At 31.4% G+C, this 24196-nt stretch carries 26 protein-coding genes; 7 read left to right on the top strand and 19 right to left on the bottom strand.

Annotation, left to right across the window (positions count from 1 at the left end):
• Window positions 1-2 precede the first annotated feature (2 nt).
• The 8 genes from pcrA to BB045_RS10125 all read right to left on the bottom strand — a co-directional run bounded on the left by pcrA (window position 3) and on the right by BB045_RS10125 (window position 8262).
• The gene (gene pcrA / locus BB045_RS10160) at window positions 3-2198 is read right to left on the bottom strand and encodes a DNA helicase PcrA (protein WP_053025094.1); all 2196 of its coding nucleotides are present in this window, start codon (window positions 2196-2198) and stop codon (window positions 3-5) included.
• The gene (pcrB, locus tag BB045_RS10155) at window positions 2195-2890 is read right to left on the bottom strand and encodes a heptaprenylglyceryl phosphate synthase (protein WP_037551162.1); all 696 of its coding nucleotides are present in this window, start codon (window positions 2888-2890) and stop codon (window positions 2195-2197) included. Before pcrB ends, pcrA begins: the two co-directional genes overlap by 4 nt.
• A 276-nt stretch (window positions 2891-3166) precedes the next feature.
• Window positions 3167-3469 (bottom strand): YerC/YecD family TrpR-related protein, encoded by a 303-nt coding sequence (locus BB045_RS10150; protein ID WP_011275350.1) that lies wholly within the window; start codon window positions 3467-3469, stop codon window positions 3167-3169.
• Between the two features lie 94 nt (window positions 3470-3563).
• Window positions 3564-4859 carry an adenylosuccinate lyase gene (gene purB, locus BB045_RS10145; protein ID WP_070441538.1) on the bottom strand — a complete coding sequence of 432 codons (1296 nt, stop codon included), beginning with the start codon at window positions 4857-4859 and terminating at the stop codon, window positions 3564-3566.
• 276 nt (window positions 4860-5135) lie between these two features.
• Window positions 5136-5306 (bottom strand): NETI motif-containing protein, encoded by a 171-nt coding sequence (locus BB045_RS10140; protein WP_070861654.1) that lies wholly within the window; start codon window positions 5304-5306, stop codon window positions 5136-5138.
• Window positions 5287-5895 (bottom strand): DUF2179 domain-containing protein, encoded by a 609-nt coding sequence (locus BB045_RS10135; RefSeq protein ID WP_053025097.1) that lies wholly within the window; start codon window positions 5893-5895, stop codon window positions 5287-5289. Before BB045_RS10135 ends, BB045_RS10140 begins: the two co-directional genes overlap by 20 nt.
• A gap of 83 nt (window positions 5896-5978) precedes the next feature.
• Window positions 5979-6800, bottom strand: a complete 822-nt coding sequence (nadE, locus tag BB045_RS10130; RefSeq protein WP_053025098.1) for an ammonia-dependent NAD(+) synthetase — start codon at window positions 6798-6800, stop codon at window positions 5979-5981.
• Window positions 6793-8262 (bottom strand): nicotinate phosphoribosyltransferase, encoded by a 1470-nt coding sequence (locus BB045_RS10125; protein ID WP_070441532.1) that lies wholly within the window; start codon window positions 8260-8262, stop codon window positions 6793-6795. Before BB045_RS10125 ends, nadE begins: the two co-directional genes overlap by 8 nt.
• 179 nt (window positions 8263-8441) lie before the next feature.
• Between BB045_RS10125 and BB045_RS10120 the strand changes: the two genes are divergently transcribed.
• Together BB045_RS10120 and BB045_RS10115 are read left to right on the top strand one after the other, a co-directional pair.
• Window positions 8442-9509, top strand: coding sequence for a nitric oxide synthase oxygenase (locus tag BB045_RS10120; RefSeq protein WP_053025100.1), 1068 nt, complete (start codon window positions 8442-8444; stop codon window positions 9507-9509).
• A 29-nt stretch (window positions 9510-9538) separates the two neighbouring features.
• Window positions 9539-10339 (top strand): prephenate dehydratase, encoded by an 801-nt coding sequence (locus tag BB045_RS10115; protein WP_053025101.1) that lies wholly within the window; start codon window positions 9539-9541, stop codon window positions 10337-10339.
• 157 nt (window positions 10340-10496) lie between these two features.
• On the opposite strand, the gene BB045_RS10110 is transcribed toward BB045_RS10115, so the two are convergent.
• Window positions 10497-11579: a glycosyl hydrolase family 28-related protein gene (locus tag BB045_RS10110; RefSeq protein ID WP_053025102.1), complete on the bottom strand. Its 1083-nt coding sequence runs from the start codon at window positions 11577-11579 to the stop codon at window positions 10497-10499.
• Between the two features lie 168 nt (window positions 11580-11747).
• Here BB045_RS10110 and BB045_RS10105 point away from each other — a divergent pair, with 168 nt between their 5' ends.
• The 3 genes from BB045_RS10105 to BB045_RS10095 all read left to right on the top strand — a co-directional run bounded on the left by BB045_RS10105 (window position 11748) and on the right by BB045_RS10095 (window position 14837).
• Window positions 11748-12308, top strand: coding sequence for a cysteine hydrolase family protein (locus BB045_RS10105; protein WP_053025103.1), 561 nt, complete (start codon window positions 11748-11750; stop codon window positions 12306-12308).
• Window positions 12309-12358: 50 nt separating this feature from the next.
• Entirely contained in the window at window positions 12359-13288 is a 930-nt protein-coding gene (locus BB045_RS10100; RefSeq protein WP_070441523.1) for a manganese-dependent inorganic pyrophosphatase, read from the top strand.
• Between the two features lie 166 nt (window positions 13289-13454).
• Window positions 13455-14837: an aldehyde dehydrogenase gene (locus BB045_RS10095; protein WP_070839460.1), complete on the top strand. Its 1383-nt coding sequence runs from the start codon at window positions 13455-13457 to the stop codon at window positions 14835-14837.
• 52 nt (window positions 14838-14889) lie between these two features.
• On the opposite strand, the gene pglS is transcribed toward BB045_RS10095, so the two are convergent.
• On the bottom strand, window positions 14890-15924 hold the full coding sequence (pglS, locus tag BB045_RS10090; RefSeq protein WP_070441518.1) for a 6-phosphogluconolactonase: 1035 nt from the start codon (window positions 15922-15924) through the stop codon (window positions 14890-14892).
• A 141-nt stretch (window positions 15925-16065) separates the two neighbouring features.
• Entirely contained in the window at window positions 16066-16239 is a 174-nt protein-coding gene (locus BB045_RS12040) for a hypothetical protein (RefSeq protein WP_011275337.1), read from the bottom strand.
• Window positions 16240-16575: 336 nt separating this feature from the next.
• On the opposite strand from BB045_RS12040, the gene BB045_RS10085 reads away from it, so the two are divergent.
• Complete coding sequence (locus BB045_RS10085) at window positions 16576-17616, top strand: C45 family autoproteolytic acyltransferase/hydrolase (RefSeq protein ID WP_075140738.1); 1041 nt, start codon at window positions 16576-16578, stop codon at window positions 17614-17616.
• A gap of 71 nt (window positions 17617-17687) precedes the next feature.
• Here BB045_RS10085 and BB045_RS10080 read toward each other — a convergent pair whose 3' ends face one another.
• The 3 genes from BB045_RS10080 to BB045_RS10070 form a co-directional block, all read right to left on the bottom strand.
• Window positions 17688-18530, bottom strand: a complete 843-nt coding sequence (locus tag BB045_RS10080) for a DUF4097 family beta strand repeat-containing protein (protein WP_070582075.1) — start codon at window positions 18528-18530, stop codon at window positions 17688-17690.
• Window positions 18527-19084, bottom strand: coding sequence for an HAAS signaling domain-containing protein (locus BB045_RS10075; protein WP_075140737.1), 558 nt, complete (start codon window positions 19082-19084; stop codon window positions 18527-18529). Before BB045_RS10075 ends, BB045_RS10080 begins: the two co-directional genes overlap by 4 nt.
• Before the next feature lie 84 nt (window positions 19085-19168).
• Window positions 19169-19654 carry a hypothetical protein gene (locus tag BB045_RS10070; RefSeq protein WP_053025110.1) on the bottom strand — a complete coding sequence of 162 codons (486 nt, stop codon included), beginning with the start codon at window positions 19652-19654 and terminating at the stop codon, window positions 19169-19171.
• A 211-nt stretch (window positions 19655-19865) separates the two neighbouring features.
• Here BB045_RS10070 and BB045_RS10065 point away from each other — a divergent pair, with 211 nt between their 5' ends.
• Window positions 19866-20426: a thioredoxin family protein gene (locus BB045_RS10065; RefSeq protein ID WP_070441509.1), complete on the top strand. Its 561-nt coding sequence runs from the start codon at window positions 19866-19868 to the stop codon at window positions 20424-20426.
• A gap of 79 nt (window positions 20427-20505) precedes the next feature.
• On the opposite strand, the gene pmtD is transcribed toward BB045_RS10065, so the two are convergent.
• The 5 genes from pmtD to pmtR are packed head-to-tail and all read right to left on the bottom strand — an operon-like array spanning window position 20506 to window position 24060.
• Window positions 20506-21234: a phenol-soluble modulin export ABC transporter permease subunit PmtD gene (gene pmtD, locus BB045_RS10060; protein ID WP_075140736.1), complete on the bottom strand. Its 729-nt coding sequence runs from the start codon at window positions 21232-21234 to the stop codon at window positions 20506-20508.
• Window positions 21235-22107 (bottom strand): phenol-soluble modulin export ABC transporter ATP-binding protein PmtC, encoded by an 873-nt coding sequence (pmtC, locus tag BB045_RS10055; protein WP_011275330.1) that lies wholly within the window; start codon window positions 22105-22107, stop codon window positions 21235-21237.
• Complete coding sequence (gene pmtB / locus BB045_RS10050) at window positions 22104-22787, bottom strand: phenol-soluble modulin export ABC transporter permease subunit PmtB (protein ID WP_053025114.1); 684 nt, start codon at window positions 22785-22787, stop codon at window positions 22104-22106. The genes pmtC and pmtB overlap by 4 nt, the downstream gene beginning before the upstream one ends.
• On the bottom strand, window positions 22784-23683 hold the full coding sequence (pmtA, locus tag BB045_RS10045) for a phenol-soluble modulin export ABC transporter ATP-binding protein PmtA (RefSeq protein WP_070582073.1): 900 nt from the start codon (window positions 23681-23683) through the stop codon (window positions 22784-22786). The genes pmtB and pmtA overlap by 4 nt, the downstream gene beginning before the upstream one ends.
• Window positions 23680-24060 carry a PSM export ABC transporter transcriptional regulator PmtR gene (pmtR, locus tag BB045_RS10040; protein ID WP_011275327.1) on the bottom strand — a complete coding sequence of 127 codons (381 nt, stop codon included), beginning with the start codon at window positions 24058-24060 and terminating at the stop codon, window positions 23680-23682. Before pmtR ends, pmtA begins: the two co-directional genes overlap by 4 nt.
• Window positions 24061-24196: the final 136 nt, after the last annotated feature.

Genomic DNA, 24196 nt, shown 5'->3' with positions numbered 1-24196 from the left:
AATTAATCCTCCTTTTTCTCGATTGGGGCAAATTGAGCTAATAGGCGCTTTGGTCCTTCTGATTTAAATATAATATCTAATTCAACTGAGCCATTTTTCTCATTAACGTTACTTACCATGCCTTCACCCCATGATTTGTGCGTAACTTTATCTCCTATTTTCCAATCAGAAGCAGAGACTTGTTTTTTAGAAGACGTTGTACGTTTACTAAATCCACGCTTAGGTTGTTTGGATGATGTTTTTGGGGTAATCGTTTGACGCTGTTGCTTAGATGGTGTCTCTAATAGCTCTTCCGGGATTTCACGTAAAAATCTTGAAGGCATATTAGATTGTGAGCGTCCATATAACATTCTAGACGTCGCGTGCGTAATATATAGAACTTCTTCAGCTCTTGTTATTGCTACATAACAAATCCGACGTTCTTCTTCCATTTCGTGGTCATCATCACTCTTAATTGCACGAATATGTGGAAATAGCGATTCTTCCATTCCCATAAGGAATACAATTGGAAATTCTAAACCTTTCGCCGAGTGCATTGTCATAAGGGTTACGCCACTCTCAATTTGAGCTTCATCGATGTCTGCTACTAGTGATAAATCCGTTAAAAAGTTAATCAAGGATTGTTCTTCTAATGGTGTATTCTCTTCATAATCTTTAGGTACTGACATAAATTCATCTATATTTTCAAGTCTACTACGTGATTCCAGTGTTTGTTCGCGTTCAAGCATATCTCTATACCCAGATTTATCTAATATTTCAACAACAATTTCACTTACCTCTAAAAATTCCTGTTCTTTAATTAAGTTTTGAATTAGTTCATAAAATTTAATGCACTCTTGAGTTACTTTTTTTGAAAGACCAATAAAATCTACTTCTGCCAATGCGTCAAACATACTTATATTGTTATCATTCGCATAGCGTTGAATTTTCTCAACTGATGAAGGTCCTATACCTCGTTTTGGAACATTGATTATGCGTTGTAAACTAATTTCATCATTACTATTAGCTACTACTCTCAAATAACTTAATAAGTCTTTAATTTCTTTTCTGTCATAGAATTTTTGGCCTCCAACCATCGTATAAGGAAGATTAGATTTCATAAATGTTTCTTCTAAAACACGTGATTGTGCATTGGTTCTATAAAGTATTGCCATATCACTATAATCTTTTCCAGCTTTACGGTGTTTCATTATTTCTCTAACCACATACTCAGCTTCATCACGCTCAGTCATTGCTTCATAATATTTAATTTTTTCGCCACCTGTATTTGCAGTCCACAGGCCTTTAGGCTTTCTTTCTGAGTTATGTTTAATGACTTCATTTGCAGCAGTCAGGATGGTCTTTGTAGAACGATAATTTTGTTCTAAAAATATCGTTTTAGCATCAGGGTAATCTTCTTCAAAAGATAGGATATTTTGAATGTCTGCACCCCTCCAACCATAAATTGACTGATCTGAGTCACCAACTACACAAAGATTTTTAAATTTACTAGCTAACAACTTTACTAATGTATATTGTGCTTTATTTGTATCTTGATATTCGTCTACGTGAATATATTGGAATTTGTTTTGATAATATTCAAGTGCATCTGGAATGCGTTCGAACAACTGAATTGTTTTCATAATTAAATCGTCAAAATCAAGTGCTTCATTTCGAGTCAATTGACGTTGGTATCCACTATAAACAGTAGCTACCATTTGCGAATGGAAGTCATTAGCCTCATTAATTGCATCTTCTGGTGTTTTAAGTTCATTTTTTAAGTTACTAATCGCCCCAATAAACATTCTTGGTTCAAAGCGTTTACTGTCAATATTTTCATTTTTTAGAACGTCTTTTATGACGGATTTTTGGTCAGTAGGATCAATAATAGTAAAATTACGTTCAATGCCTATTCTATCTGCATCACGTCTTAATATTCTTACGCACATAGAGTGGAATGTAGACATCCAAATCACTTGTGCTTCTTCCCCTACTAATTGTTCAACACGTTCTTTCATTTCTTTAGCTGCTTTATTTGTAAAAGTAATTGCTAATATATTGTAAGGAGAAACGTCTTTTTCATCTAATAAATAGGCGATACGATGTGTTAATACTCTCGTTTTACCTGAACCAGCGCCGGCCATAATTAGTAATGGACCTTCTGTAGTTCTTACCGCTTCACTTTGCTCTTTATTCATATTATTAACTAATGAATTCATTTATTAGACTCCTTTTTTATTTTTACTGTTTTAATAGCCTTTTTAATATCGTCATAAATAATATTACCTACTATAATAGTGTCAGCATATTGTGCCATCTCTCTGGCTTGTTCTATAGATGTAATGCCACCGCCATAAAACAATTGTGTATTCGTTAATAATCTGGATGCGGCTTCCACTTTTTCAATATCGCCATACTGACCACTATATTCTATGTACATCAACGGTAGTTTGTACATCTCATTAACCATTTGCGCATATGCCTCTACATCTTCAATATCTATATTAGTATTTGATTGCGTTAATTGTGCTACTTTACTATCAGGATTTAAAACCAAATACCCTTCTAATACGACTTCATCAAAATTAACCATGAATCCGAATTGCTTTAGAGCTTTATGCATCATTCCATTATGATATGTAGTATCCTTACTATTTAGAACTGTTGGTACAAAATAAAAATCGAAACCAGGAATAATACTCTCAATATTAGATATTTCAAGGACTAATGGTAATGGATATCTTCTTACTCTACTCATCAAATGAATGACATTATCTTCGGTAACATTATCTGTGCCACCAATCATGATAGCATCAGTATCTGACATACATAGTGAATCTAAATCATTATCACTTATTTCTTTGGCGGGATCTAATTTAAACACATGTTGCCACGCTTTAATGTCATACATATTCCTTTAACTCCTTTTTTTAACATACACTAAATTATATCATTTTTGTTGTACCAATTCTAAACAGAATCATTAGAATCTATACTGTCTTTTAAAGAACGAAAGACCTAATATCTTATAAGTTTATTTGTTAAAAATTAAGTAAATTAAAAGTTGTTTACTTACTATTAGCCTGTATAAATTCAATATAAAACAGAATGCTCCCATCAAAATATCCAAATTATTGTCAATTTTGAAGGGAGCATTTCAATTTATAAATATATATTAAACGTATTATTATTTTTTTGTTTCTATATTTAATCGTTCTAATATCATTGTATATGCGTCATTACCCCATTGTAATGATCGTTTTACTCTAGATATTGTTGCTGTAGAAGCACCAGATTCTTTTTCGATTGTTGCGTAAGTATACCCTTGTTTAATCATCTTAGCAACTTGTAATCTTTGAGATAATGATTGTAATTCATTGACAGTGCATAAATCATCAAAGAATTGATAACATTCTTCTCTATTTTCAAGTGTAAGAATTGCATCAAAAAGTTCATCTAACGCTTGTCCTCGTAATTTCTCTATTTGCATCTCAAACAACCCCTATAATCCGTTTTCAATATAATCTCATTTTAACGCATTAAATAGTTAAAGTGTAGTATTTTTATTGAAAACCGTTAACTTATTACTCTAAACCTGCACGTTTAAAGATTGTATCAACTTGATTTAAATGATGTTCAGGGTTGAAACATTCATCTAATTCTTCTTTAGAAAGCACATTAGTGATAGACTCATCCTTTTCTATTAATTGACGGAATGGTGTTTTAGTTTCCCAAGATTCCATTGCTTTAGGCTGCACTCTATCATATGCTTCTTCACGAACCATGCCTTTATTAATTAACGCTAGTAATACACGTTGTGAGAAGATTAGTCCAAATGTTTTATCGATATTATTTCTCATGTTGTCTTCAAAAACAGTTAGTCTATCAACAATATTAGTGAATCTATTTAAAGCATAATCTAAAGCAATTGTAACATCTGGTAACATGATACGTTCAGCTGAAGAGTGAGAAATATCACGTTCGTGCCATAAAGGCACATTTTCATAAGCCGTTGTAATGTAACCTCGAATCACTCTTGAAATACCTGTTATATTTTCTGAACCAATAGGATTTCTTTTATGAGGCATAGCTGATGACCCTTTTTGACCTTTTGCAAACGCTTCTTCAACTTCACGTGTTTCTGTTTTTTGTAAATTACGTATCTCTACCGCAAATTTTTCAAGAGATGTAGCTACCAGGGCTAGTGTAGCGATATAGTATGCATGACGGTCACGTTGTAATGTTTGAGTAGAAACGGGTGCAGTATCAATACCTAAATGGTCACATACATATTGTTCTATTTCAGGAGGAATGTTAGCAAATGTACCAACTGCACCACTCATTTTACCAACTTCTATTTCTTTACGTACCTCTTTGAAACGCTTTAGATTACGTTTCATTTCTGTATACCATAATGCCATTTTAACACCAAATGTAGTCGGTTCAGCATGTACACCATGTGTACGCCCCATCATCAATGTGTATTTATAATTTTTAGCTTTCTCTTCTAAAACTTTTATGAAACGTTCAATATCTTTCTCAATAATTTCGTTGGCCTGCTTTATAACATAACTTAGCGCTGTATCAACAACATCTGTAGAAGTTAAACCATAGTGAACCCATTTACGTTCGTCACCTAACGTTTCCGATACTTGTCTAGTAAATGCCACAACATCGTGTCTTGTTTCTTGTTCTATTTCTTGCGCACGTTTCACATCTACTTTAGCATTCTTTCTAATTTTTTTTACATCTTCTTTAGGAATGTGGCCTAATTCACTCCAAGCTTCACAGGCCAAGATTTCAACCTCTAACCAAGCTTCATATCTATTTTGATCAGTCCAAATATTTGCCATTTCTTCTCTTGAATAACGATCAATCATTTCTAAACTCCTATTCTATGTATAAATTTATAATTCAAAACTGTACATTAAACGTAAATTATCAAGAAAGGTTCGTTTTTAAAACTTCATTTTTATTTTAACAGATAATTAATCAAATGTATAAATCTTTTTTTACAAACTTAGTATAATGGATTTTATCTAAATAATACACTTATCTAACAATAATCCGATAATAAAAAGAGTAAAAAGAAGTTGTACTTTAGCTTCTTTTCACTCTTGATAAAATTAATTTAAGTTGTAATTCACATTATTAAATCAAAGCTTTTTACCAACAAATTGAATATCCTGTCTTAATACTACTACATTACCTTTTTCATCTTCAGTGTATATAGGTTTTTCAATTCGTTTAACTGGCATATAGCCTTCTTCACGCATACGTGATAAACATTCTGAGATTGTTTCATTTTCATTTACTTTGAACTTCATCATCATGCTCCACAACACTTTCTATTTCTTCTACTTCGTATGCTTTTACTTTTCGAGTTCGAACGCCTTTAGTCCAGAAACCGCCGTGAATTGCTCTTGGCTCATATGCTATAATAAACGCTTTCTCATCTAAATTTCGTACTGTCTCCATTAATTTACGTTCATAACGTCTTGGCGTTAAAATCTGCATTACCATTCGACTACCATCGCGACCATATGCTGCATAGTGTGTAACACCATAACCTAAATTTCTTAACTCATTTGGTAAATCAATTTCATACTCTGATGAGGTTACATTTACGACTGTATACCCTAATGCGAGTCTTTCTTCAATTTTCATACCTACTAAAATCCCAATCGAAAAACCAAACGCATAAGCAAAGATATTTTGAATTTGGTCTAAACTAGACATTACCATACCAAGACCAACTACATATACTAACACTTCAAGGAAACTTACTGCAGCCGCCATATAACGATAACCTTTTAACGTTAATATTGTACGCATTGTTAAAAATGTAACATAAAAAACGTTGATGACGAATATCGCTAATACCATTGACCATGGATTTGAAGTTATCACTGACATACTAATCCCCTTTTCTTACATGGATATCTAAAATCGAGATAATTTTATCAGTGAATTTTTATTTTGTCACTAGAAAATCTTTTTTAATTTTTAGGCCAAGTGTAACGCGTATAGGCTAATTCACGTTTATGTGCATTTTTGACATAGTGATTTTCAATCGTATCACGGGCTTCACTAGATATGTGTTTTCCTTCTAAATAGTCATCAATTTGATCATAAGTAACACCCAAAGCTTCTTCATCAGGTAATTGTGGTTTATCATCCTCTAAATCTGCTGTGGGAACTTTTTCGTATAAATGCTTTGGTGCATTTAAATATTTAAGTAGCTGTCTTCCTTGTCTTTTATTTAGACCAAAGATAGGTGCAATATCAGCAGCACCATCACCGTACTTAGTATAAAATCCTGTAATATTCTCTGCAGAATGATCCGTACCAATAACAATACCACTACGATTTGATGCGATTGAAAATTGAACCTTCATACGTTCACGTGCTTTTTCGTTACCACGTTGAAAATCCGTTAATTCAATACCAGCCTCGTTTAAAGATTTAACACTTTGATCAACAGCAGGTTTAATATTGACAGTAATGATTTCATCAGGATGAATAAAGTTTAATGCGTCTTCAACTTCTTCTGCATCTTTCTGCACACCATATGGTAATTTCACAGCGATAAATTGACAATCTCGCCCTTCATTACGTAATTCCCCAACTGCTAGCTGCGCTAATTTACCAGTCAAAGTAGAATCTTGACCACCAGAAATACCTAACACTAAAGATTTAATAAATGAATGTGATTGCACATAGCTTTTAATAAATTGAATAATTTCACGTGACTCTTGTTCACTATCAATATGTTTCTTCACTTTCATTTCATTGACTACAATATCTTGTATATTAGTCATTGTCTTCCTCCATCTCTTTTACGTGTTCTGCAACTTCGAAAATACGCTTATGTTTGTTATCCCAACAAGCTGTACTTAAATCCACAGGGTATTCTTGAGGATTTAAATAACGTTTATTTTCATCCCATAATTTAGATAATGCATTTTTAGAGTATTCTTGTGCCTCTTTTTCACTCGGCAATTGGTATACAAGTTTCCCATTTTCAAAGATTGAATGATGCAAATCAATCGCTTCAAAGTGTTTGATATGTTTCATTTTATACGTGTGAACTGGATGGAACATTTTTAAAGGTTTTTCATTATTTGGATTCTCATGTTCTAGAGTAATATAGTCACCTTCTGCTTTACCTGTTTTAGTATTGATGATGCGATACACTTTCTTCTTACCAGGTGTTGTCACTTTTTCTGCATTGTTGGACAGTTTAATTCTATCAACATATCGACCGTTATCATCTTCAACTGCTACTAGTTTATATACTGCACCAAGTGCTGGTTGATCATAACCAGTAATTAATTTTGTACCTACACCCCATGAGTCAACTTTAGCTCCTTGAGATTTCAAACTCATTATCGTTTGTTCATCTAAGTCATTAGATGCAATGATTTTAGCATCTTTGAATCCCGCTTCATCTAGCATTCTGCGTGCTTCTTTAGATAAATAAGCAATATCTCCAGAATCTAAACGGATACCAATGAAATTGATTTTATCCCCTAGTTCTTTCGCTACTTTAATAGCTGTAGGAACACCTGATTTAAGCGTGTGGAACGTATCAACTAAGAACACACAATTTTTATGGCGTTCTGCATAAATTTTAAAAGCTTTATATTCATCACCATATGTTTGAACTAAAGCGTGTGCATGCGTACCAGAAACAGGTATACCAAATAATTTACCAGAACGCACATTACTAGTAGAATCAAAACCACCGATATAAGCAGCTCTAGCACCCCAGAGCGCAGCATCTAACTCTTGAGCACGGCGAGTTCCAAATTCCATTAATGTATCATCAGGTGCTACTTGACGAATTCTACTTGCTTTAGTCGAAATTAATGTATGGAAGTTGATTATATTAAGTAATACGGTTTCTATAAGTTGCGCTTGAATTAATGGTGCCTCCACTCTAAGTAAGGGTTCATTTCCAAAACACAATTCACCTTCTTGCATTGAGCGAATATTACCAGTGAACTTTAAATTTTTTAAGTAGTTTAAAAAATCATTTTTATAACCTATTGACTGTAAATATTCAATATCAGAATCACTAAAATGAAAATGTTCAATAAATTGAATTACTCTTTTTAAACCATTAAAAACTGCATATCCACTCTCAAATGGCATACTTCTAAAATACAAATCAAATACTGCATTTCGTTCATGAATACCATCATTCCAATAGCTCTCTGCCATGTTAATTTGGTATAAGTCATTATGTAACATTAAACTGTCATCTTCGTAACGATACACCACAATCTCTCCTAACGATGTTTTAGTACATTTTATCATAATTCAGTAGAAGTGCGTATTCACATACCATTGATACAATTAAAATTTAAATAAGTACCAATAAGACAAATTCGTGACAATCTATGTAATTGAATGAGTTAATTCAATGTCTAGATTATAATATGAACCGAGGTGGTTATATGTTATTGGAAGAAGCAAGAAGTTTTATCGAAACGATGTATCGTGAACTTAATTACAATCCATCTATTTTTGATAAAAGAATAAAAGAGATAGGAAAAGAAATTGAACATACTGGTACATATACGCATACTTCGGAAGAATTGACGTATGGTGCTAAACTTGCTTGGCGTAATTCTAATCGCTGTATTGGACGCTTATTTTGGGATTCTTTATATGTAGAAGATGCTAGGAATGTTGATAATGAGCGTGATTTTATAGATACAATCAATCATCATCTTAAACATGCGACGAATAATGGTAAGATCAAGCCTTATATAACGATTTTTTCACCTAATCAAGCACCTCGTATCTATAATAATCAACTTATTAGATATGCTGGTTATGAACATGCCGGTGATCCATCTGAACGTGAAATCACACAATTAGCGGAGCATTTAGGTTGGAAAGGCAAAGGTACTGATTTCGATGTACTACCACTCATTTATCAATTACCTAATGATTCTATAAAATGGTATGAATTACCCCATGAATTAATAAAAGAAGTTGAAATAGAACATGAACATTATCCAAAATTAAAAGATTTAAATTTAAAATGGTATGGTGTTCCAATCATTTCTAATATGGATTTGAAAATTGGTGGCATTACTTATCCAACTGCCCCGTTTAATGGATGGTATATGGTAACCGAAATAGCAGTACGCAATTTCACTGACTCTTACCGCTATAATTTATTAGAAAGTATTGCAGAAGCGTTTGAATTTGGTACACTAAAAAATAATTCTTTTAATAAAGATCGAACACTCGTTGAACTTAATTATGCGGTATACCATTCATTTAAATCTCAAGGTGTTTCTATTGTTGATCACCTAACTGCATCAAAACAATTTCAATTATTTGAAGAAAAGGAATTAGCAAATAACCGTGATGTCACGGGTAAATGGTCGTGGTTAGCCCCACCACTTTCACCGACCCTAACCTCAAATTATCATCATGGCTATAATAATGAAATCAAGGATCCTAATTTTCATTATAAAATGAAACAGTCAATGAAATGTCCATTTCACTAGTGTTCGATAATACGAGGTGACGAACAAAGATGCGTTTATATTATTTAGGCCCTAAGGGAACATTTTCTTATTTAGCTGCAAAAACTTATTTATCTGAGGAAGAAGTTACATATTCACCTAAATCAAATCTCTATGAAGTAATTAAAGCCGTTAATAGTCATAGTGATGCTGTTGGTATCGTACCTATTGAGAACTCAATTGAAGGTACTATTAATATTGTAGCTGATGCACTTGCACAAGAAGATATATACGCTCATGGCGAAATCCATTTAGATATTAATTTTGGTTTATACGCTAATAAAGGTACTTCACTGGATGATATTGAAAAGGTTTATTCCATTGCACCTGCAATAAGTCAAACGAGTCAATATATCCATCGACATCATTTCTTATATGATTATGTTGATAGTACTATTCAAAGTTTAGAGAAAATTGACACACATATCGCTGCTATTGCACCATTAGGAAGCGGAGAGTCATATGGTTTCGAACCGATAGACACACATATACAAGACTATCCACATAATGTCACTCGTTTTTTGGTAGTAAAAAGTAACGATCACTACAATGAATCTGCTTCTAGTACGCTATTACTGATAACACCTAAACATGATAAAGCTGGATTATTAGCTAGTATACTTAACACATTTGCATTATTTGACATTAACTTGTCATGGATTGAGTCTAGACCTCTTAAGACGCAGTTAGGTATGTACAGATTTTTTGTTCAAACCGATATTGGGAAAAATGAAAAACTCAATAAGGTTATCACAATATTACAGACTTTAGATTTTGAAGTTAAAATTATAGGTGCATTTAATCGCCATTAGATAAGTATCGTAAGGCATTATGACGAAATTATAAAAAATTGTTGTCTTGCCCTTATTTAACACTGATGTATCGAAATTAAATAGCCAGTAAATGCGTCTTCAAAACGTATTTACTGGCTATTTATTGTTGGGTTGTGTTCGAAAACATTATCTCTACTCAGTCTACATTAATTTTTTTAATAGTAACGTCTTCACCCTGGTTTAGGGTTAAATCTTCTATATCTTCTAAATGTATGGTTTGTGATGCTTTATCAAAAGTATTACCGGCGATAAACACTTGCTGATGTTTTATATTATTATAGCTTCTAATGTGAATGGCATCTTTTTTCATTTCTCCAATAAAGTGATTACCAATCACACTGAAATTCTCACCAGCTTGAGATTCCATAACTTTGCCAGTAACAGGGTCAGCAGCATTTTTTCCATCTTTTACCCCTAAAAATCGAATACCACCTTTACAATTTTTGAATTTATTGCGTGAAATAATCATATTTTTAGCTTTTAGAGGTGTTAATGCATAGTCTTGAGTTCCCTCAAAACAATTATCTTTTATATGCACATTTTCGTAGAACTTGTTATACCTGCTTGCATGTGAGCCAATTGCTCTATTCCATGGACGCATTTGATGGTCATCTGAATTCCCAAAATAACAATTCTCAATGACTACATTTTTAGTGATGGTTCCGTCTGTCGTCCCAAATTTAGGAAACGCACCAGGTACTTGAATATCTAATTGAATTGCTTCAGAAAATGAACGATCCCCATCAAAATCATTAAAACCTTTAAAATTACAATTCTTGATATACAAACCATTAATACCACAAGCGTCTAGAGCGTGTCCGCCAACTACGTTTAATACTGTTACACCTATTAATTGAATATCTTCTGCATGTCCAATTGACATCGCAGTATTATTGTATGGATATTTAGAGCCATTCATATCAAACGTACCACCTTTGATATAAATATGACTATTACCTTGATACCCTTTATAAAAACCGAAACGATGGCCATTTTTTAAAAGTGCATCTTTACCACATCTTATTAATGTCGTATCATCTTCTAGTAATAAAGTTGTTGAGTCATAAATGATGAGTGCTTTCGAAATATAATATGTACCGCTAGGTATAAGTACAGTGTGTTCACCATATCTTGCTTTATTCAGTGCTCGTTGTATTGCTTTAGTGTCTTTGCGTTTATTACATCCTTTTAATCCATAATCTTGAGCATTTATTAACATAACGTATCCCCTACCTAAACTTTCAAACCTATTATATTGTTATATACCATTTTAGAATGAGATTAGCTATAATATATATAATGATTAATGAGGTAATAATTTAATCGTTTCTATATAATTATACAATTTTTAAATACCTCAAACATTTAATAGAGAGGAAGATTGATCATGACTAGAAAAGCACTAATAGTAGTAGATTATTCTTATGACTTCATTGCAGATGATGGTCGATTAACATGTGGTAAACCTGGGCAAGATATTGAATCTTTTATACTGAAGCGTTTAGAGACATATCAGTCTGAAGGCCATGACATTTTCTTTATGATGGATTTACATTATGAGAACGATATGTTCCATCCTGAGACACAATTATTCCCCCCTCATAATATTGAGGGCACAGCAGGACGTGAATTATATGGTAAGATTAAAGCCTTTTATAATAACTTTAGTGGAAACAGTAATATTCATTACTTAAATAAGCGCCGTTATGATTCATTCTATGGTACACCTCTAGATAGTCTATTGAAAGAGAGAAATATAAAGGATATTGAAATAGTAGGTGTTTGTACTGATATTTGTATTCTACACACTGCTGTTTCAGCCTATAACTTAGGGTATAACATTACAATTCCTAAAGATGGTGTTGCTTCATTCAATGAGAGTGGTCATAAATGGGCATTAGGACATTTTGTAAACTCATTAGGCGCAGAGGTAGATGTAGCTAAATAAAACATGATAAAATAAGATGAAAAATTAAATGATAAGGGTGGATAATAACAATGGCAAAAACTTATATTTTTGGACATCAAAATCCAGACACAGATGCAATAGCTTCAGCTATCATCATGGCTGATTTTGAACAATTAACTGGTAACTCTGAAGCAACGCCATATCGTTTAGGAGATATTAATCCTGAAACTAAATTTGCTTTAGATTATTTTGAAGTTAAAGCACCAGAATTATTAAGTGATAATTTAGATGGTCAAGAAGTAATCTTAGTCGATCACAATGAGTTCCAACAAAGTGCAGAAACAATTTCTGACGCAGAGATTAAACACGTTGTGGATCATCATAGAATCGCTAATTTCGAAACTGCTTCACCGCTTTGGTACCGCGCAGAACCAGTTGGTTGTACTGCTACTATTCTTTACAAAATGTACAAAGAACGTGGCTTTGAAATTAAACCGCATATCGCAGGTTTGATGATTTCAGCAATTATTTCTGATAGCTTATTATTCAAATCTCCTACTTGTACTGATGAAGATGTAAATGCAGCTAAAGCTTTAAAAGATTTAGCAAATGTTGATTTAGATGAGTATGGCTTAGAAATGTTAAAAGCTGGTGCATCAACTACTGATAAATCTGCAGAGGAATTATTAGACATGGATGCTAAATCATTTAATATGGGCGACTATGTTACACGCATTGCCCAAGTAAATACTGTCGACATTGCTGAAGTATTAAATCGTAAAGATGATCTTGAAAAAGCAATGTTAGAAACAAGTGCTAATGAAAAGTATGATTTATTTGTATTAGTAGTTACTGACATTATTAATAGTGATTCTAAAATCTTAGTAGTAGGTGCAGAAAAAGATAAAGTCGGCGAGGCATTTAAAGTTCAATTAGATGATGGCATGGCATTCTTATCAGGCGTTGTGTCACGTAAAAAACAAGTGGTACCTCAAATTACTGAAGCTTTAACTAAATAAAACATATTGGCAATTTAGTTATCGCCTTTATATACGCAGTTGAATGAATCTTTTCATTCAACTGTTTTTTATTGAAAAATATTTAGGGTATAGATATGATGAATTACATCATTTATTTTAATTTAATTCTTTAATATAGATTTTACTATTTAGGAGGTATCACACATTGCCAAGCATTGAGCAACAATTTGAAGAAAGTAAAGCTTTTTTCAAAACACATAAAACGAAAGATTTAAAATTTCGAAAACATCAATTAAAACTTCTAAGTAAAAGTATTAAAAATCATGAAAATGATTTACTAGATGCTCTAAAGACTGATTTAGGAAAAAGTCCTGTTGAAGCATATGCCACAGAAATTGGTATCACACTAAAAAGTATTAAAACTGCAAGAAAAGAACTTAAAAATTGGTCTAAAACAAAACAAGTTGATACACCTCTATTTATGTTTCCTGCAAAAAGTTATATCAAACAAGAACCATATGGCACAGTATTAATCATTGGTCCGTTTAATTATCCCGTACAGTTACTATTTGAACCTCTAATTGGAGCTATTGCAGCTGGAAATACTGCTATTATAAAACCATCTGAATTAACACCTCACGTTGCCACGGTCATTCGTCAAATTATTGAAGACGTATTTACTACGGATTATATAGATGTTATCGAGGGGGGTATAGAAGAAACACAAACATTAATTAAGCTGCCATTTGATTACATATTCTTTACAGGTAGTGACAAGGTTGGTCAAATCGTGTATGAAGCAGCAAGCAAAAATTTAGTTCCTGTTACCCTTGAATTAGGCGGAAAATCTCCAGTTATTGTAGATGATACCGCTAATATTAAAGTTGCTAGTGATCGTATTAGTTTCGGTAAATTTACTAATGCAGGACAAACATGTGTGGCTCCAGATTATATATTAGTTAACAAGAAGGTTAAAAACGAATTGATTGAAGCACTTAAACAAAGTATTCAAGAATTTTACGGTACTAACATAGATGAAAGTCCAGATTTTGGTCGCATAGTCAATGATAAACACTTTAATCGCTTAAATGAATTACTTAATGTGCATCAAAACCATGTTATTTTCGGTGGTAATGCAAATGCTACAACACGCTATATAGAACCAACTATTTTAGATGGTATTACGTCAAGTTCTAAAATCATGCAAGAAGAAATCTTTGGACCTATCTTACCTATTATTACTTATGATGATTTTAATGAGGCAGTAGATATTATTCAGAGTAAAGCTAAACCGTTAAGTTTATATTTATTTAGTGAAGATGAGAATACTACACACCGTGTATTAAACGAATTATCTTTCGGTGGCGGTGCAATTAATGATACTTTAATGCATCTTGCTAATCCTAATTTACCATTTGGTGGTGTCGGAATGTCTGGCATGGGACAATATCATGGTAAATATACTTTCCAAACCTTTAGCCATAGCAAGTCATACATCTTTAAGTCTACCCGATTAGATTCAAGTGTTATGTATCCGCCCTATAAAGGTAAATTTAAATATATTAGAACATTTTTTAAAAATTTATAAAAATTTGTAAAAAGCCACGACATTTTACACTGCCGTGGCTTTGTATTTTTACTTAAATAAAACTAACATGTACACCTTCAGGTGCAATTTGCTGATTATCTGTTGGCGTTAATTTACCTGTATTTGTGTCTCTTTTAAAAACTGTAATTTCATAATTACCCTCTTGATGGGCACAAACTAGATAGTCATCTGATTCAGTAATATTAAAATCTCTTGGGAATTGGTCCCCACTTTTAACGATTTCTACAGGGTTTAGTCCCGCGCCATTCTCTGTAATCGTGAATACCGCAATACTGTCATGACCACGGTTACTAATATATAAAGTTTGTTGATCATTCGATAAGCGAACAGCCGCTAATTTAGTGTCATCATTAAAATCTTCAGGAACAGTTAAATGACGTTCTAGTTCTTCAAATTGACCATCTTTATATTTAGCTACGCTAACATAATTAGATAATTCATGAACAATATAGGCATATTCACCATTATTGTGAAATGCAATATGTCTTGGACCATCTTGATCTTTAAATTTAGAAACTTTGTATTCTTTAAGACCTTCATTACTGAATTCATAAGTTACAACACTGTCTGTACCTAAATCAGTAGCTACAACATATTTGCAATCGGGTGTTTCATTTATATAGTGGACATGTGAATGCTCTTGACGCTCATGACTTCCAAGTGGATAGTCGTGATTTAATTCTTGAATTAACTTAATAATCTCACCTGTATCTTTATTCAATTGATATATTCTAGCGATACCAGCGCCGTATACTGCTTCAAATAAAAAATTTTGGTCTGATGATACCGATATATAGCAACCTGTACCCTCTTCAGATTCTAAGCATTTATTAATTAATGTTAACGAACCAGAAGCTTCTTTTTTAAAAGCAGCTACCCCGCAGTGTGCGCCTTCTTTAGTGATTGCGTATAAATAATCATCTGTTTGAGCAAGATAAGTAGATGCTTCAATCTCATAACCAGTATTAACAGAACTAATTTGTCCACTGTCTTCATTTAATTCGAATAAGTAAATACCTTTACCTTCTTTTTTTGTGTATGAACCGATATAACCCTTCGTCGTCATCAGAATACCTCCTATTTTCTAATTACCTTTATTTTATTAAAAGATTGGTGTCTATGACAATTATTCTTAATCATTGTTTGAATTTATTGAAATAAAAAACCAGTAACTCCAAAACTGAAGTCACTGGTTAAATTAATATTATTACGCGTTATTACTTTCGATATCTGAAACGATTTCTTTAGTTTTTCTTTCGATATCTTCAAAGTCTTTCTTGAAGATGTAAGCAAATGCTACAACACCTACACCAACTACTACTGATGTAATAACTACTAAGCTTAATAAGAATTTGAATAAACCTTTAATTAAATCCCACATGTATGTTTCACCTCTAAATAGATATAAGTATGTTTACAATACTATATATTATCATACTTACTGTTATGGTTAAATAGATACCTTTTTACGTCTTATAATAATAACTATAAAATAAATTTCAAAATTCAAAAACTTCATAAACTTTCAATTGTAAATTAGTTTAATACAACCACCAAGCTTTTACTTTGTTATATACTTTTAAATATGCGTCCTTAAACATAGTACCCCTCCTTGTTTTTTAAATTTTTCTTGCTATCATGTTCAGTATAATAATAATTATATTCGTTTTCAATTAGTGCTATTTTACAATATTTAGAATTTTCAGGAGGCCTTCTCATGCAACAAGTGAAATCAGATATTATGATGTTTAAAGGATCACATTATGATTTAGGGGTCAAAACAGCGCTATGGCTAAAACAAACACCCTTATTGCAAAATCGTGAACGTGAATGGAAAAAACGTATGCCCCGATTTGATATAGATGTTAACGAAACGTATCAAGTATTTCAAACATACGCTCCAGAAATATGGGAAGAGTTAATGGGTATGCAAGAAGTACTGAACTTACCTACAAAACAAATGATATTAAATTTTGCACATTACCGTTTCACAGATTTACAAGAGAGTGGATGTACTGTATTTCAAGGTAAGGATTTTATGGTGCGCAATTATGATTATCATCCTGCCACATACGATGGGAGATATTTATTATTCCAACCTAATGACGGTGGGCTAGCGCAAATTGGGCCTACGTCTAGAGTGACAGGTCGTATGGATGGTATGAATGAAGCTGGCTTGACGATGGGCTATAACTTTATGCATCGTAAACACCCCGCTAATGGCTTTGTATGTTATATGATTGGTCGTCTTGTTTTAGAATATTGCAAAGACGTTGATGAAGCCGTTAGATTCTTGAAAGAACTTCCTCATAGAAGCTCATTCAGTTATATTTTAATGGATAAAAAGCTTAATCACGCAATCGTTGAGGTTACACCACGTTCATTTGATGTCAGATATGATAAAGTATGTACAAATCATTTCGAAATCTTAACGCATGAAAATCGTAATTACACAAAAGAATCACGTGAACGTTTAGAACGTACTGTCTCACAAACCTCTCAAAGCTTAGATAAACATACAGCTTTTAAATTATTTAATAATCCAAAATTCGAAATATATAGCAAATTATTTAAAAGTTGGTCAGGTACGATACACACTTCAATGTATGAACCGCAAAACTTAACCGCTTGGATGACACTAGGTGAAAATCAAACACCCACATCAATAAATTTTCAATCCTGGTTAGATGGAAATGAGTTAACTATCCAACAATTTAGTGGTCTAATTGATACTGATTTAACATTCGCAAATCATTAAAAAAACGACGAACTTTAAAATCGTTCGTCGTCTTATATAAGTGATTGCCTCTTATTGTGTAGGCAATCATTTTACTTTATTGTGATATCTTCTTTTACCGTATAAAATTCAATTACATTATTACTATTTCCTACCTTACCTTTATTAAAAGATTTATTTTCAACTTTTGCCTCTCCTGTACCTGGGTGTAATTTTAATAAAGTATTTTTAGGTTCATCTTTATAGTCCAAATGAATATAATCATGCTTACTTGATCCTTTTACATCTGTTTCACTATTCATGTTTGTGAAATTAAGATAACCAAGTTCACTTACAAATAACGATTTTTTTATCTTTGAATTATTTACTTCGACGTTACCTACCCCTGTCTTAAATTCACTATTAATGATATAACTGTTTTTAATTTTTACTCCACCAGCATCGCTCTTGTAGGAAAGATTATCAAATTTTGAATTTTGAATTTTTAAATATTTGTTGTCTTGATAAATCGAACCTTTCTTAACGTTAATGCCATTAAGATTCACATTTCCAAATCCTGAATATACATCTAAATTATTAATACTTTTATTTGGAAGTGTAACTTCAATTTTTGATTTACTTTGATTAAAAGGATTAATATTAACGCTATAACCCCTCTTGTCAGATTTATGCTCTTTTATGTTTAATGTATCTTTTTTGCGATATACCTTAACATCATTATCACCATAATATTTAACACCACAATGTTCTCCTTGCTTAATTGTGACTTCTGAATTATAGTTGTAAATATCTAAATTATTCATTTTCACATCACTGTATGCTCTATCATATTTTAGCTTTTTAAATTCATCTTTATCATGCACAAACCAGACTAAAGTTGCTGCTAAGAAAAATCCTACAAATATTACTATGCCTGTTATCATTGCTTTCTTCATTGTTTAATTCTTCCTTTAACCGTTTGGATATACCAAGTTAAATATTTTAATACAAGTCGATATAAATTTTGTGTAATTTTCATGGTAACTACAAATAAGACGATACCTAATCCGGCATATGAAATGCTAAATAAGAAATTACTAAACGAATCAACAATCCCTTTAATGATACTCATTGATATTATTATTAATGGAAGAGAAATTAAAAAAACAGAGAATATAAACACAACAAACAATAACGCTATAAATATTACAATAGGGATGATGATGATGAAAAAAGAAAGCACGCCAAGACTTAATGAAGCCATTATAGCCCTAATAATATTCCGTAGGTTGGGAGTTACTTTAGCATTGGATATTGCTTCTTTGGCTTTAACTTCATTACCTATATCATGTGGTTCTTTTAAATCCGATATAATATCTTTTTCTGATTTCCCTTTCGATTCTTGTTCATAGAAATGATTTTCATAATCATCCATGAGTTTATCTTTTTCTTCTCTTGGTAATTCATCAAGTTCTAATTCAAGTTCATTTAAAAAGGTAATCTTATCCATTATCTCACTTACTTTCTTAATTGAATTATCTCTATCTTATCGAAAAGTAGCTTATTTTGATGTGCATTGTAAAAGTATCACTTTTTAACGACTAAAAAATTCAATTCGTTTAACCACATTATCTTTATATAAAATGGACAGCTTCATATGGTGCTCTTTATCAACATAAATTAACGCATCATATCCTTTACCTACTTTATCTTTACGATAATTATCACCTAAATAATTGATTGCATGATCCACTCTATCTCCAATTTTAACACCGAAGTTGGTTGTTACATCATGATCATTAATCAATACGATCCCTTTTACTGTTTGGTGTTTATTTTTTACTTTTACAGTTAAATCTTTATGATTTTTATCGTTATAGAATTTGTATCTATCCAACTTTATGTGATGATTTATCTCATAATCATTTTCATTAAATGGTCCATTCAATTGAATATCATTTATCTTCACTTCAGTAAGATCAATAGTTTTTTCATTTTTATAGATTGTAAGACACGTAACCACTATAATAGCTATTATTGTAAAAATACTAAAGATTATCCATCGATTTTGAATGCGCAAACGTACCACCACTTCTATTCTTATTAACTTAAATATATCATAACCACTTACTGAGAAACATCTAAACCACTACAATCATTTCTTATAGAATTGTAACGTTGCTTTAACGTTCTTATTATTGTGATAAAACTAATATATTTTAAGTTTTATAATTATTCTTTCTTAGTAAAAATTGTTATAATGATATAAATTTAACGGGGAGGTTTTATTTATGGCTAATTTAGAAACATATTTTAATAATAGTCAGCCACTTGATGAATATATCGATAGCATGACTTTGAATAAAGATAATGTATTAACAATTTACAATGCATTCACACTACCTTCATCTGACGATAGAATCAATCAACTTAAAGATAGTTCTTATTCTAAAGTCTTGGTTATAAGTGAAGATTGGTGTGGCGACGCTATGATGAACTTACCTATATTAAAGCGTATAAGTGAATCACTACAGCTAGAAGTACGCGTATTCCATAGAGATGAAGACACAAATCTCATTGATCAATATTTAACAAATGGTACAGCACGCTCGATTCCAATCTTTATCTTTATGAATGATCAATTTGAACAGGTAAATGTTTGGGGCCCTAGAGCTCGTGAAGCTCAAGAATTTGTTACTCAACTTAGAGCTGAAAAACTACCACCTAAAGATGCACACAATTATGAGGATAAAGAAAAAGAAGTACATCATGAAATCGCTTCTAAATATAAATCAGATACTGAGTTATGGAATCAAGTTTATGACTCTATAATCAGTAAGTTAATGCTATAAAAGTATATAAAGTAAGAGGGTAATAAAACAAATTTTGTTTTACTACCCTCTTTTTTGGATATCAATTTCTTGGCATATATTATATATCCCTTTTAGCTGCATAAGCAATATTAGCAATGAATAAAACAACAATTGATGCTAAAGAAATAAACCATTGCCAATTTGAAAATTTAATACTATCCGTTTGAGATTTCTCAGTTAAGTAACTAAACGGAATATACTTTAATGATTTTTGAATTTTTTCTCCCCAGTCAGGAATCAAACCAATAAAAGGTTGAATAAATGGAACTATAAATACTAAGAATATACCTAGTGTAAAGATTACTGCCGGTTTTTGAACAATTAATGTAACTAAGAATAAGAGTAAACCAAAGAACAGTAAGAAGATAAGATAGAACCATATGTTCGTTAAGAACTTATCTCCGTCTAAATTTTTTCCATCAGTAAATGCTTGTACTAACATTAATGTGATATATGTGATGAGTGCAAAAATGAATGAAAATAAAATAATTGAAATTGTTTTAGCAATAATATATCCAATTCTATTTTTCACTTTATTCATATAAAGTTGAATCGTACCTTGTGAATAATCACGTGTAATTATCTTAATCACTACTAACAAGCCAAAGAATAAGAACATCCAATTTGCCATAGATAAAATAGATGAATAATTTACTTGATCATTATTTCGTGCCATTAAGAACGTTATTAATCCTAAAACTAACCAGATTAAAATTAGTGCTATATATGTTAAATAGCTTTTACAAAAACTCAATATATCATATTTAACTAATTGTAAACTTCTCATTTATTTGTCACCTCTTTGATTAATATTAAAGTACGTATCACGAAGCGAACTTTTTCTTGTTTCAATATACTTAGGATATAAATCTTTTTGTGCTAAAGATTTGAGTAATTGTTTATAATCTTTTTGTGCTTTAATCATTATTTCTCCACTATCTTTGTGTGATTGAAGCACGTTAAAATGTTCTGTTAAATAGTCTAGTGCTGTATTAAATTCACTAACTTCAAATTTAATCGATGTATGATCTTGTGCACTACCATCTTTCATATTGACATCTTGTACAAAATTTCCATCACGTAGAAAGACAGCTCTATCACAAATCAATTCAATATCTTCCAATTTATGACTTGAAATTAGAATTTTCATTTCTAAATCATTCACTAATGATTGAATAGTCTCTAATACATCAATTGAGCCATCTGGATCCATACCGTTTGTCGGTTCATCAAGAATTAGATATTTGGGTTTGTTCATTAATGAAACTGCTATCGCAAGTTTTTGTTTCATACCCATTGAATACTTTTTTACTTTTTTCTTAATGTATGGTCTCATACCAAATGCGTCAATGATTTTATCTGTATATTCTTTGTCGAAACCTTTGCCTAGAACTTGAGCAAATAATTTCAAGTTATTTAATCCTGTTTTATTATCATATAATTTCGGATGTTCAATAAGATAGCCAACGTTCTCGTTATCATTTAATTGAACTTTCCCTTTAAAATTAATAATATTTCCATTCATGACTTTCATTAATGTTGTTTTACCAACACCATTTTTACCAATTAAACCTACAATTTTGCTATTTCCAAAATCAAAATTGATATTATCTAAAACATTGTTATCTCCATATGTTTTTGTAATATTTTCTAATTTCATATAGGCCCTCCTTTATTTTCACGATGAATTATACGTCTTAATTGAATCAAATAATTTATAACCATCCAAACAATACTTAAGCTTAATAAACCATAATTGTAATATATGCCAAAGATATTATAAGAAATATGATGATGAAAAACGAATGCATTAATTAGTGTAAAAACCATTGTAATAGCGAATGGAAAAACTAACATCATTATCAAGATATAAGGTGCATATGATATCCCTTCGCGTTTCTTTTCAGTATTCCTACTAAATGCAATTGGAATACTTAAAAAGTTTACAAATATAAAAGCAATCGCAGTTGAGTATCTTAAATCCCCAAAATCAATATTAGAAGATTGAAAATTGTACAAAGCGATAATAACACCACCAAAAAGTGTTAATACGATACAGGTAAGGTAATTCGCATTAAGCATGTCTTTTTTAGAGACAGGTAAACTTTCGTAAAACAAATATGAACTTTTACCTCCTAATCTTCTATGTAGTCTAAACAAGTGTCCAGAGTCTAATATGCTAACCGCCATTAATGTGATTGCAATCGGTGCATAGAATAAAAAATAAAGTTCTGTTTTAGAAAATACGAAAGCATATAACGGATTTAATAGAAGTAATAAGATATAAATGGCAATCGTTATACTCCTACATTTAAAATTTCTAATTAGTAATTGTTTCATTTTATCAACCTACTTTGCTGAAAATCCTGTTGATTGTCATTACTTTTAGACTTTTCGATGTAGATCATAAGTTCTTCAATCGTAGGTTGTTTAATATTAACTTTTTTTCCGAACAATTCTTTAAACACTTGTGCCTGTTTAGTAAAACCAACAAAACCTGTCGACTTCACTTCTTTATAAAGGAACAAGCGATTTAATTCCTCGTCTAAATCTTGATTATCACCTTGTACAATTGAGTATTGTTCTTGAAGTTGATGACGAAAACCTTGCATAATAATTTCTCCATCTTTTATATGTACAAGATAGTCAGCAATTTTCTCTAAATCCGAAATAATATGGGTTGAAATAAATAAAGTCTTATGTTCGTCGAGTAATTCACTTTGTAAAATTTCTAACACTTCATTACGAACAATAGGGTCTAACCCCGCAGTTGGTTCGTCTAATATAAACAATTCAGCATGGTGACTCAAAGCTAGTGCTAAAGACAATTTCATTTTCATACCTGTAGAAAAATGTTTTATTTTTTCATTGAAAGGTAAATTGAATTTTTCTAAATAATTTTTAAATGCTTGTGAGTCCCAATCGGTATAAAATGGTGAAACCATTTTTTCAAGTTTTTTTGCAGTCCATTGTTGGTTAAAATAAACTTCTGAATAAACAAAACCTATTTTATTTTTTATCCATTTCGGTTTGTTTGCTATTTGTTCACCAAATATTGATATATGACCATGATTAGGTTCTATAATATCCATTATCATACGAATTATCGTTGTTTTCCCTGCCCCATTAGCCCCAATGAATCCAGTTACAAATCCTTGAGGAATACTGAATGAAAGATTGTTTATTGAAAATGCACTACTTTGTAACGAGACATCTTTTACTTCAATGACATTCATTCTTCTTCCTCCTCATAAATTAAAGCTAGTATTTCTTTTAATTCCTTGAGAGGCATATCTATTGTTTTTGCTTCTTTAATCATTAATCGAGCAAGATTTTCAATTACAAAGAATTGCTTTTCTTTTAATATGGAACTATCTTGTTCTTTAACAAATGTACCTTTTCCTCGAACAGTTGTTACGAATCCTTCTTTCTCAAGATCTTCATAAGCTCTTTTAGTTGTAATTAAACTCACCTGTAAATCCTTTGCAAGCTCACGCATCGAAGGTAAGTGGCTACCAGCTTCAACATAACCCTTTAAAATATTCTCTTTTATTTGTTGTTTGATTTGTTCATAAATGGGTTGTTCACTGGTGTTCTTCAATATAATTTTCATTGATGTCCCCCTTTAATAACTGTATATAAATAATATACACACTATATACACGTTTGTAAAGGAAATAATGTAAACACTTATAATTATTGGTATTAAAGATACAAATTGTATATACATTATAGATACAATTATTTTT

This window comes from Staphylococcus sp. MB377, from assembly GCF_001922505.1.
GTDB lineage: Bacteria > Bacillota > Bacilli > Staphylococcales > Staphylococcaceae > Staphylococcus > Staphylococcus haemolyticus.
Note: the sequence above shows the minus strand (reverse complement) of the source record. Positions and strands in the feature narration are given on the sequence as shown.